This window comes from Fuerstiella marisgermanici (genome assembly GCF_001983935.1).
Lineage (GTDB): Bacteria > Planctomycetota > Planctomycetia > Planctomycetales > Planctomycetaceae > Fuerstiella > Fuerstiella marisgermanici.
Map to the genome: position 1 here is coordinate 2,970,325 of NZ_CP017641.1, position 12,050 is coordinate 2,982,374.

Consider the following 12,050-nt stretch of genomic DNA (forward strand, 5'->3'; position numbering starts at 1 on the left):
ATTCCAGTGCCTGAATGTGCGCAAGAAGCCTTCAAAGATGATGATCGGCCGGTTGCACCGATCAGCTTGAGTTTTCCGGTTATACGGGTTGTGCCGATGCGCGGCGGTCAGGCGGCAATAGGCGTTGCAGAATGAAGACACGTTGACCGAAACCAGCAGGGATTGCCGTTGTTGCGTCTGAACCGGCCGGGACACGCATGAATGTCCGGCCCAGGTCCGTGCCATGGTGTCTAATGAAAGCTCAGGCCAATCACGCATTCTTGACCGAAGTTTTCTATGACGCCCACGGATCCAACAACCGCTCGTCCTGGTGCCGACGGAGCCCGTCCTGCCCCGGCCATGAAGTCGCGAAGTCTGAATTCGCAGATTCGGCCGTTGCTGCTGGACTGCCCGTCGCGGCAGGCGCTGTTTGAGAAGGTTCTGGAAATCTGCAGCGAACAGTTCAACGCGACGATTGGGCGAGTGGACTTCCGCATTGGTGATAAGTCCGAATCGCGAATGACTCACAACGCGATTCTGGCCAAGGCGATGGCCGACCGCTTTAACGCTGAATTCCTCGCTCCGCTGGCTGACGAAGTAAAGTCGGCGGCCAATTCTGAACCCAAACTAAAACGCTTTGAACGAGGCGACCAAAAGCTGTCGCTGATCTCTGCACCGATCATCGACATCGCCAACGACAGCGTCGAAGGCGTCGTCACGTTAATGCTGGGTGGAGGCACCTACAAAGCCGATGTTGTACTGCCGCGACTGGATGGGATCGTCGCCGTTGTTTCCGCCGTGTTGGTCGCAAAGAGTTCCTCGACGCAGCGGCGTTTTAGTGAAGAGCCCCCCAATAATGCGGCGGCCGCTGGCCTTGCGGCCGGTCGCAACGTCGCCGAACCGCACCAGGAATCACACGCTCTGGCCAACACGGCTCAGTTCGGTTCCACCAAAGAATTCGGCTACTCGATTGTGAATTCTCTGTGCGGACAACTGAAAGCCGAACAGGTCTTTTTCGGTGTGGAACACAATCAGCGTGTCACCGTAGAAGCCGTTTCAGGGATCGCCGACTTCAAAGCCAGCAGTCCCGGCATCGCACTGGTCCGGCAGGCCATGGAAGAGTGCATTGATACGGCGGACATCACGGTCGCTCAAACGGAACCGCCGGAAGGCATGGATTCCATGCCCCTTCATCGACAGTGGTCCGCCGAAAGCCACAACTCGTGCGTCTGCAGTATCCCACTAAAACAGCGAGACGAAATCACGGGCGTGATCAGCATTCGTCGCCCGGCCAACCTGCCGTTTCGTCAGGACGAACTCGACAAATTGCGAATGATGCTAACTCCGTACGGCGGGGCAATTCGTGTTGTGGAGAAGGCCAACCGATCGGTGGCGGCTCAGGTAAAAACAGCCGTCGGCGAAACGGCTCGCCGCAATATCAGCAAAGGATCGATCGGCCGCAAGGTAACTCTTGCCGCGATTGGACTTGCGTCACTGTGGTTTATCTTCGGGACGATGACATATCGCCCTCTGTGCCGCACTCGAGTAACCGCCGCGGGTCTGCGCCACTTTTCTGCGCCGTTCGACGGCAAGCTGCAAACCGTTCATGTGCGCCCGGGACAACGCGTTTCGGAAGGTGATTTGTTGGTCGAATTCGATACTGTCGACCTGCGGCTGCAGTTGAATGGCCTGCAACGGCAAATCGAAACCGCTCAGGTCGAACTTCGCCGAGCCATCAGTGACGACGACCTGGCCGTCGCGGCTTTGGCTCGATCACGAGTCACCGTATTGCGAACAGAAGCGGCCGCCATTCAACGTCAGATTCAGGATGCAACCATCGTTGCACCGATGGATGGAACCGTCGTGCTGTCCGATCTCGACCAGCGTAGCGGACAGGTTTTCCCGCAAGGGGATGAACTGCTGCAACTGGCGCCGGAAGGCAACTGGTTACTGGAGATTGAAGTTCCGGACGACATCATGAACTACGTAACGGCCGACCAAACCGGAACGTTCGCCGCCGCGTCGCTGCCTACAGAAAAGCAGTCGTTCACGATCGAACACATCGATGGAGCGGCCACGCTGATGCAGGATCGCAACGTGTTTATCGCTCGAGCACCGTTGAAGTCTCAACCGGAATGGATGAAATCCGGCATGGAAGGTACGGCTCGGATCGAAACGGTTCCGCGACCGGTGTGGTGGGTTGCGATGCACCGAGCTGTCGACTGGGCACGCACGAACTTTTGGTTTTAGAAACCACCGCGCCCAGCCGCTTGTGTTTCTGCACAGAACCAGCTCGCACGATCCCTGACAATTCCCGATAGACCATGACAACACCTCAGCCAACCGCAAACACGCCCGCCGATCCTCTGGCTCAGGCCCGAGAACTTACGGTGACGTTGCGTTCGGATCTGAAGGTCAGCCGTCAGGTGTATCAGGGGCACCCGGTCTACGTCATCCACGATCCCGTCTCGTTTCGGACGCACCGCCTTTCGGTTTTTCAATACCGAGTCCTCGCGGCCATCGACCCGGCCATCAAACTGGATGAGAACTTCAAGTCGCTTGTCGCGAAGCAGGAATTCCATCAGGACGAAGAACAGATCTACTTCGAACTGATCACGTCCTTTGCACGACTTGGCCTGATCGTTCTGCCGCAGTCCAACGGCGCGAAGCTGTTCGATCAGCACAACAAAGTCCGCGCGATGAAACGGCGGGGGAAGTTCCTGAGTGCTCTGTTCCTGCAGATCCCACTGGTCAACCCCGATCGATTTCTAACACGAACAGTCGGCCGGGTTTCGTGGCTGTTTACGAAAGCGTTTCTGGCCGTGTGGCTGGTGGCGATGGCCCTGACAGGATTTGTCATCGTCAGTCGGTTTGGTGATTTGGTCCAGCCGTTAAACGGAATTCTGGCCACAAAGAACCTGCCCTTCTTGTGGGGCTCGTTCGTTTTACTGAAGATCTGGCATGAGCTGGGGCACGGTTATGCGTGCAAGACATTCGGCGGTTTCGTGCCGGAAATGGGCACTATCCTGATCGCTGGAACTCCGGCCGCATACGTTGATGCCACTTCGGCCTGGAGCTTCCCCGAACGCCGTCGGCGACTGGCCGTGATGTGCGGCGGAATGTTTTTCGAATCGCTGATCTTCATCCCCGCTGTCTTTGTTTGGGCGTTCTCAAGCAGCCCCATGTTGGCGTCGTGTGCCTACCAATTGTTCATCATGGCGGGGTTGGTCACGCTGCTGTTTAACGCAAACCCGCTGATGAAGTTCGACGGTTACTTCATCCTGAGCGAGCTGATTGGCATTCAGAACCTTCGCCCCAAATCAGACGCTCAAATCAAAGGGATGCTGACGTCAACGTTGCTGGGCATTAAGCGTCCGGCGTCGAACGATTCGTTGCTCACGAAGGGCATGCTGGTCGTCTATGGCATCTCCGCGACGATTTACAAATTCTTCCTGATTATCAGCATCGCCGTTGTCGTGGCGATGAAGTTTCCAATCGTCGGCCTCGCACTGGCGGCGTTTCACGTGATCACTTCGGTAGGTTTTGGAGCAATAAAAATGGCAGGCTATTTGTTGAAAAGCAAAGAGACTGAGCCCGTTCGCGGTCGAGCCCGCCTGCTGGCAGCGGTGGTACTGATCGGCTTACCGATTGCGGCGTGCGTGGTCCCGTTTCCGTTTGGCGTCGTGACTCAGGGAATCGTCGGCGCGGAAGTAGAACACTTCGTGAACGTCGATTCTCCTGGCGAATTTCAGACGCCACTGGTCGAGGCCGGCCAGCAGGTCACCGCTGAGGCACCATTGGCAACGTTAAAAAACGATCGCCTACAGGAAGAATTAAGCGTCGCTCGTGCGAGTTTGAAGGAAGCCATTCTGCGATGGGAAGTGACTCAGGAAGTCGATCGTTCCGAAGCCGCTCAACACAAAGCAACGGTGAAGGAATTGCAGCAGCAAGTCGAAGAAACGGCTCGCCAGGTCCATAAGTTGACACTCTCCGCACCAGACGATGGCAAAGTTGTGCGACTGCTGTCTCGCACCGACCAGGGCCGTTTTCTACGGGAAGGCACGCCGCTGGCTGTGGTTGTAAGAGGCAAGCCTCTGTTGCGGACGTGGGTCAATGAAGACCAGCTTGGCAGTATTCAACGAGAAGCCGGAACGGAAGTGACCTTCCGAGTACCTGGCAGGTCGACAACGACGTACACCGGAAAGATTGTCAGTGTCGAACCAGCCGCTGAAGGTGTCTTCGACCAACTCGCACTGACCTACATTGGAGGCGGCGAAATTTTGATTGATCCAACGACTCGCCGACCACTGGAACCCGTCTTCCAGATCGATATTGAACCAACGCAGGACATCTTAAAGCTGACCGAACACGGAGCTCGGATTCATCTGAATCTTCCTCGCCGATACGAAAGCGTGGCTGCCTGGACAGTTCGCAAGTGCATGCGTTTCGTGAACAAGCTACTGGTAACTTAGACAAAGAAGTACTCATGAAAAATCTCAACACCATAGCGATCGTCGCAGCCTCTGCTTTCGCATGCACGTCGTTTGCCGCCGCGGATGAATCGGATCTGTTTCAACTAGGTGACCAGTTGCACGGCGTGGCACGCCCATCAGAAATCGCCGAGCTGCCGTCACTGGTGCCTGGCACGATCGTCGAAGTGCACGTGAAGGAAGGGCAGTTCGTGAAGAAAGGCACGCCGTTGGTGACCATGGATGACCGAGTTCCCAGAGCTCGCCTGCTGGCGGCCACGGTCGAAGCCAACCTGACCGGGGCTCTGAAACGAGCCGAAGTGGAACACCGGATGGCAGTCAGTCGACTGAACCGGCTGCGAGCAGCATTGAGTCGCGGGGCCGGCGCCGGTTTTGAACTGGAAGAAGCAGAAGGAGTCCGAGATTCAGCCGCGGCCGCCATCGAACAGCAGCGAGACATCCTGAAAGCCGCCGAAGCCAACCGTCAACTTGCGGAAGCTCAGCTGGCTCAATACACCATCACCGCGCCTTTTGACGGACTGGTGACAGAAATTCACCGGAAGTCAGGAGCCATCGATCCTTCGCAGTTGATCGTCACCATGGCCAATTTGTCGACGCTGGAAGTCGAGATGCATCTGCCGTCTCGACTGTACGGCACCGTCCAGCGCGGACAGACGTTGCCTTTGAAGGCCGGTCAACCGATCGCAAACAGCATCAATGCTTCGGTGGTTTCCGTATCGCCGATTATCGATTCGGCCAGCGACACGTTTCGTTGTCTTCTGCAGATCAACAACAGCCAGACACTGCTTCCGGCTGGCTTTAGTGTGGTGTTGAAGAATTCGGACAACAACACCGCCATCGGACGCGTAACCAACGCCCGATAGCCACTATTCTTCAATCAGTGGTTCCAGAATTTTCTGCAGTCCGGAAATGCCCAGAAACGCGGCGGCGTGAACGGGTTCACGAATGCTTGTTTCTCGATGGCGACCGCGATGATTCGCGATCGCCACGACGTAGCGGCCAAGGCCACCGTACTGAGCCAGCTTTTCGCCGAATTCCTGCAGCGTGAGATCTTCATGCTGCAGCCAGCGGTTTAGGCGACGGATCTCAGAGGTGTTGGGCAGCGTGAAGGCATGCGGCGTCGGCGGCTTCAACTCTGCGCCGTCGACTCGATATTTGGCCGCCGACTTGGACTTTGAGTTTGTGGTGTTTGCCCGGGTTGATGCCATCACTCGCGCTCCATCCTGGAAGTGAATGTCTCGAATCCTTTGCTACGTAGGTTTTATCGTCCGCGCATAGGATTCCACTTTCACTCCGGCACGTGTGTGGGACGCCCTATTTGCGTTTAGATCCGCTGGCTTGCGGTTATGCGCGTTCCGCGCGTGATGCCGACAAGCCATGGGCAAAAGTACCCACGTGATTCGCCGGCCACCGCGGATTTCGCTGACTTGTGGCCTCGGGACAAGCCGCTCGGACGATGAAGGCTGCTTCCAACAAGCCCTAATCGTCCCGCAACAAGAGAGAAACTGCTCTAGCCCAGGCCCCAGCCCATCGGGGCGTCGTCGTCGATGCCGATCACGATACTCTTGCGTTTCAAGTAAGCCAGCAGACCTTCCATGCCGAGTTCCACGCCAGTGCCGCTTAGCTTGTGTGGTGACAACGAGATCTGCGGATAGCCGGCGAGCATCGTGTTTGCCCACACAATCCCCGTATCCAGCGCCTTGGAAACTCGCAACGCCTTCGAACCGTCTCGCGTCCACACCGAACCAGACAGGCCGTAGTCGACGGAATTCGCAATGCGGACGGCTTCTGCCTCAGATTCGAATTGCACAACGCTTAAGACCGGGCCGAAGATTTCTTCGTCGTGAACCTGCATGCCCGGCTTTACGCCGGACACGATCGTCGGCTGTAGCCAGAATCCGTTGGCGCACGCGCCGTTAACTTCCGCTTTGCCACCGCCGCACAAAATCTGACGCCCCTCGCCACCGGATTCGGCCAGGTACTTCAAGGCGATTTCATATTGGCCGTTGGTGATCATCGGACCAATCAGTGTGTCTTCGTTCTTAGGGTCGCCGAGCGTAATCTTCTTCGCTCGTTCCACCAGCATGGCTTCAAATTCTGACGCCACTGATTTTTCGATCAGCAGTCGCGAGCATGAAACACACAACTGACCGCTGTTGACGAATGCGCTTAACAACGCTGCCTCGGCCGCTCGTTCCAGGTCAGCATCAGCGAAGACGACCATCGCATTTTTGCCGCCGCATTCCAGATTCACCATCTTCATCTGGGACGTAGCCGTGGACTGAATGTGCTGTCCAACGGACGTTGAACCCGTGAAGGAAATCTTCTTCACTGCGGGGTGTTCAATCAACGCCTGTCCCGTCTTCGATCCACTGCCCAGGACCACGTTTACGATGCCAGGTGGAATGCCTGCTTCTGTACATAGTTTGGCAAACGCTACTGTGCCCAGCGGCGTTTCCTGAGCTGGCTTCAGCACGATTGCGTTACCAGCCGCGATCCCCGGAGCCACCTTCAATGCAGCGTTGACGAAAGGATAATTCCACGGGAGGATTCCGGCCACTACGCCGTACGGTTCGTAAAGCTGCATCAGCACTTCGCTGGGCACGCCCGATTTGATCGAACCTTCTACCTTGTCGGCCGCTCCGGCATAAAACCGAATGATGGCCGCCGTCAGCGGGATTTCTCCCGCGCGAAGCTGACTAATTGGCTTACCGGTGTCCTGTAGTTCGATGTCGACCAATTCGTCCGACTTTTCTTCCACAAGATCCGCCAGCTTTAACAGCAAGCGACCTCGTTCAGCAGCGGCCATTGTTTGCCACGACTTCTGCTCGAACGCTCGCTGACTGGACGTCACGATCCGATCCACAGCGGCAGCATCGCATTCGGTTTCTGATGCGATTGTCGATCCAGTTGCCGGATTCACGACGGGAAAGCTGGTCGGGCCTGCGTCGGTCACTTCGACGCCGTCGATGATCGGAAGTACAGAAGTTGGGTCTGTCATTTTTGATTTCCGTAAAGCCATATGACGGGCAGCGACCGAAATCGGCACGACCATGAGTGGTCGCCAATTTTGCTGTCCCAGTAACTCATTGCCATCCGCTCGCCAACAAACATCAGGCTCGTGTAAGAATAGGTTCGGCTGGCGTCGTCTTCCAGGTTCCCGACAGTTTGCCATGTATCGCCATCGTCGTCAGACACGGCGGCGGTCAGCGGTGTGCGTTCGCCACCGTGATCGGCTTCCTCTTCGAACGTGTTATTCCAAATCAGCACCAGATTGCCGGTGGAGGGAATTCGTCGTAGCGTGGCGGGAGCTTCAGGCCCCTGCAGGCCAAGTGATTCCATTTCGCTCCACGTATCGCCACCGTCGGTGGAATAGCTTTTACCGACGAACCCCAGTTGGTTTCGGATCAGCATCATGATGCGACCATCATTCAGCTCGACAACTTCAGGCTCCATCGCCCCTCGTTTGGGAGCGTCCAGCATGGTCTTGCCATTTCGCCAGGTCAGCCCGCCATCATCCGACATGTAGCAGTGGTTCTTGAAGTGTCCGCCACCCTTAACGTCCGGGCATGACGACGCGGGAACCAGTAATCGCCCAGTGCTAAGCTGAAGGACTCGATCGTTATTGACGACGTGATAGCCTTCGTCGGCCGTGATTAGAATGGAATCGCCGAATGTTTTGGTTTCGTCATCAGAAAAACGTACAAAGGCATCCAAATCGGTGTGGCTGTTCTTTTGAAGATAGTACATGGCGATCTGGCCGGAAGGCATCCGCCGCAGCGTGACGCTCATCACATTCATGCCGCCCGTGTTTTCTTGTAGCACTCGTTTGTTATGCCATGTTCGTCCCTGATCGGTGGACGTCATTGCCACGATGTGAGCAGCCGCAAAATCGCTTCCGCTGCCGCTAAATTCAGTCGCGGCAAACAGCAATGATCCATCATTAAGTGCAATGACACTGCCTTCCGTATATCGCGGATTCTGTTTAGTGCTCGGATACACGACGACAGAAATATCTTCACTTCGATCATGAGGCGGTTCGCCTGCCAACACCAGCAGCGATTGAGCCGCTCGGATAGCCGCATCGGGATGAGGATCGTCCAGCATCGCTTTCAGCGTGTCTGCCGTTTCTGTGGCCCATGAGTCTCCCGCAAAGGTAGCGGCATAAGTGCGAACGTCAGCCGCTTCGTCCTTCAGGTTTTCGGCCAGTGCAGATCGACCTTCGTCATTGCCGAGTGCCGCCAGTGAATGCTGCACATACGCCTGCAGCAGCCGATCTTCGATACGCGGCAGTTGTTTTTTTAGTCGAGGAATGTCGGACTTGTCGCCGATGCGTCCCAGAATCCACGCGGCAATCCGCAACGCATTTGGGTCTTCATGGTTGAGCGTCTTTCGCAGAAACTGCATAGCGTCCGGATTTCCACATCGCCCCAAAGCGGCCGCAGCCATCAGCTTCAGCGGAATGCTCTCGTCCTGAGCAAACGCACGCCGCATGGCGACGCCGTCACCGATCTCAACAACCTTGTACAGACTTTCAGCCGCATGCACGTGGCCGTGATCGTCTTTGCCGGCAAGGATATTCAGCATCACGCCCGCCTTCGAACGATCGCCCGCTCGCACAAGTTCGCGAGCCAGGCCGCAGCGTTTCTGATCGTCTGTTTCGTGGGGCAGTTTCGGAGCCAGAAGTTCAATCACTTCTGCGCCATGTCCGCCAAGCGTCAGTCCTTCGGCCGCATGCATTGCTGGCCAGAAGTCTTCGCCCTGCGTGCCTTTGCGCAAGACGGACAGGCATTTTTCGCGAGTGGCAGCGTTAATTGAAATCGGCTTGCGGTCGGCGGCAAACGTTTGAGTGCAGGTCGCCAACAGGATGGCTGGAAGGAGTAGTTGTCTGATCACGTCGATTCTTTCAGGAAGTTTCCGTTAAGTTCTTACCACGCCGTCCAGCCGCCATCGACCAGTAGGTTCTGTCCCGTGATATAGCTGCCGGCGTCGCTGGCCAGCAGCAGCAGTGGGCCGCAAAGTTCTTCCGGCCGCCCCATGCGGTTCATTGGGCTTTTTGTCTTCAGGCGTTCGACCATTTCCGCCGGCGCTTTTTCTGAAGGAAACGGTCCGGGACTCAAACAGTTGACTCGCACATTTTCGTTCGCCCAGTACACCGCCAAGTGACGCGTCATGTGAATGATGCCGCCCTTCAACGCATGGTACTGAACCGGACTGGCCGCACAAATGCCTTCGTAAGCATCCGGGTACGAACCCACAACGCCGTACATCGAACCGATCATGACAATCGATCCACTCACCTGCCGACCGACCACATGGTCGTGCAGGCGTCGAGCCAGCAGAAAGTAGCCGGTTGCGTTCTGAAGGTCTTTGGTAAACGCCTCACCAGTGACGTCGGTCAAATCAAGAGCGTGTCCCTGTTGGCCGTTGTTGATCAGCACATCCACCTGCCCGGCAACTTTCACGGCCGCGTCGAATCCGGCGTCCAGAGAATCTTCGTTCAGGTGATCAAGCTGCACGCCAAAGTGCCGCGCTGCGCCGGCCGATGGAAGGCTGGCCGCCGCCGTTTCCGCTCGATCTTTGCTGCGACTGGCTACGACCACGGACGCACCGGCTTCTGCCAGAGCTCGACACGCGGCACTGCCCAGAAAACCTGTGCCGCCGGTGACCAGGGCAACTTTCCCGTCCATGCTGAATTGGTCGAATACGGTTGGCTGATTCATAGCGTCACCCATTCTGCGGCGCGAACCGATTGCAAAGTGGCGAGGTTAACCTTCAGCGTTTGCAGAGCCTCTGCAAGACTGCAGGTTGCTTCTGCGGTGCCATCCAGCACGTCTAAAAACGCATTGGCCTGATTGATAAACATGTCGTCGCGTTCCAGCGAAAATTCTTCTTCCACGTACCACGGAGCACCCGGTTCCACGCATGACAACCACCGATGGCGAGTGAAGTCGCCTCGAATTGTTCCGCGTTCGCAAATTACGGTGAGCTGATTTTCATTCGGCGGCTGATGCTGGTTCAAACTAAATGAGCCCGGGATATCACCATGCCGCGTGATCACGTTCACCGTGTCTTCCACGTCGACGCCGTCCAGCACGCAGTGTTCTGCGTCGGCCACCAGCTTGCTCACGGGACCAACCAGCCATTCAGATGCATTCATGATGTGAGTAATCGCGTCCTGAATCGCTCCGCCGCCGGTTTCGTGCTTCGCGTAATACGTGTCGCGATACGCGGGGCGGTAGAAGGGAAAGTGCTGCCCGCCAGCGTAAACGACCTGGACCTGTCGACCAAACTGATCGCTGTCCAGTGCGCGCTTAAGAGCCGCCATGGCGGGATGGTTCCGCATTACGTAGGCCACGCCCGCCGGAAGGTTTTGCTGCGTAATCACCGCCTGCAATTCTTCGATGCCATCCGTCGAAGTGCTGAGCGGTTTTTCGATCAGCAACCCGACTCCCTGCTTCGCCAGTTGCAGCGACATGGGGATGTGCAAATGTGCGGGCGTGCAAATGACAGCAGCGTCGAAGGACTGCGCCATGGCTTCGTCAAGAGACCGGAACTGCGACGGCAAGGCGTAGTCTGTGACGACTCGTTCGCGCAGAGCGTCGTTGATTTCACAGACGGCAACGACCGCTCGGCCAGTTTTTTGGAAGCAGCGAATGTGCCGTTCACCAATAGAACCGGCACCGACGACGAGAATGTTTTTCATGGGGGGAGGCAGGAAGAGGCGGGGATGATCGGCAGAAGCCACATTCTGCGCGATCCGACTCTGCGTTTCCAGCCATCACACGGCAAGGCACGGAGACTTTATCGCTCCGCTGGCATCAGAATCCTCGCTCTTGGATTGCTGATCTTCGCCGGTCTTAACACCGGTCTCGTCTTTGACGTCATGGTCGCTGTCGCCATGTTCGCCTTCTGGTTCAGGCGAACCGGCGTCAGACGCCTGACCGTCTGTTGATTCGCGTTCGGGCGGCTTCTGCTTGGGATTGTGGCCAGACCACTTCAACAACCAATAGCACGCTGGATATGCCAACAAGGCACCAAACGGAGCCGTCAGCAAAGCGCCAACGCACATGGGCAGACCCACATCAGCGCCGATGGCGCAAACTTTGTCGAACCATTGGCCGATCCCGTCGACCTGAAGCAGCGAACGCACCTGTTCCATCGATGCATTGCCAGGAACAAAGCGACTCCCCAGGCGGTACCAAAAATAGTACATCGGAGCCATGGTGAAGGGATTCGAAATGTAGGTCGCGGCCATGGCCGCAGCGCCGTTGAAATAACAGATCCTGCGCGACAGAAATACAATCGCCAAAATCAGTATCGTCTGCACCCCGACGGTTGGCGTCAGGCCGAAAAAGATGCCGACAGCCACTCCCAAAGCAATTGCGTGAGGCGAATCATCCAGCGCCAACACACTTCGCAGAAGCAGGCGTGGATGAGCTGAAATTTTCAGTACCTTACGCAGCATGTGGCGATTTTTTAACCTTCTCACACGATCGAGAGAATCCCTACCGGCGAACTATAGTGCGCAAACGACACACCCGCAAAACGTTATTCTTCAGAAACCCGGATGCGTTACCC

At 56.6% G+C, this 12,050-nt stretch carries 9 protein-coding genes; 3 read left to right on the forward strand and 6 right to left on the reverse strand.

All coding sequences use genetic code 11. The features are described 5' to 3' along the window. The first annotated feature begins 276 nt into the window (after positions 1-276). From Fuma_RS11225 to Fuma_RS11235, 3 genes are all read left to right on the forward strand, one after another. The gene (locus Fuma_RS11225) at positions 277-2,229 is read left to right on the forward strand and encodes an efflux RND transporter periplasmic adaptor subunit (protein ID WP_077024227.1); all 1,953 of its coding nucleotides are present in this window, start codon (positions 277-279) and stop codon (positions 2,227-2,229) included. A gap of 74 nt (positions 2,230-2,303) precedes the next feature. Beyond that, positions 2,304-4,451, forward strand: a complete 2,148-nt coding sequence (locus Fuma_RS11230; protein ID WP_077024228.1) for an efflux RND transporter periplasmic adaptor subunit — start codon at positions 2,304-2,306, stop codon at positions 4,449-4,451. 14 nt (positions 4,452-4,465) lie between these two features. Beyond that, positions 4,466-5,332 (forward strand): efflux RND transporter periplasmic adaptor subunit, encoded by an 867-nt coding sequence (locus Fuma_RS11235; protein ID WP_077024229.1) that lies wholly within the window; start codon positions 4,466-4,468, stop codon positions 5,330-5,332. Between the two features lie 3 nt (positions 5,333-5,335). On the opposite strand, the gene Fuma_RS11240 is transcribed toward Fuma_RS11235, so the two are convergent. From Fuma_RS11240 to Fuma_RS11265, 6 genes are all read right to left on the reverse strand, one after another. Then, positions 5,336-5,677 carry a hypothetical protein gene (locus Fuma_RS11240; protein ID WP_077024230.1) on the reverse strand — a complete coding sequence of 114 codons (342 nt, stop codon included), beginning with the start codon at positions 5,675-5,677 and terminating at the stop codon, positions 5,336-5,338. Positions 5,678-5,979: 302 nt separating this feature from the next. Further along, on the reverse strand, positions 5,980-7,470 hold the full coding sequence (locus Fuma_RS11245; RefSeq protein ID WP_077024231.1) for an aldehyde dehydrogenase family protein: 1,491 nt from the start codon (positions 7,468-7,470) through the stop codon (positions 5,980-5,982). Further along, positions 7,467-9,365: an exo-alpha-sialidase gene (locus Fuma_RS11250; protein WP_229360898.1), complete on the reverse strand. Its 1,899-nt coding sequence runs from the start codon at positions 9,363-9,365 to the stop codon at positions 7,467-7,469. The genes Fuma_RS11245 and Fuma_RS11250 overlap by 4 nt, the downstream gene beginning before the upstream one ends. A 32-nt stretch (positions 9,366-9,397) precedes the next feature. After that, positions 9,398-10,192, reverse strand: a complete 795-nt coding sequence (locus tag Fuma_RS11255; RefSeq protein ID WP_077024233.1) for an SDR family oxidoreductase — start codon at positions 10,190-10,192, stop codon at positions 9,398-9,400. Then, positions 10,189-11,175, reverse strand: coding sequence for a Gfo/Idh/MocA family protein (locus tag Fuma_RS11260; protein WP_077024234.1), 987 nt, complete (start codon positions 11,173-11,175; stop codon positions 10,189-10,191). The genes Fuma_RS11255 and Fuma_RS11260 overlap by 4 nt, the downstream gene beginning before the upstream one ends. A 75-nt stretch (positions 11,176-11,250) precedes the next feature. Continuing rightward, on the reverse strand, positions 11,251-11,937 hold the full coding sequence (locus Fuma_RS11265) for a DUF2062 domain-containing protein (protein WP_077024235.1): 687 nt from the start codon (positions 11,935-11,937) through the stop codon (positions 11,251-11,253). Between the last annotated feature and the right edge of the window lie 113 nt (positions 11,938-12,050).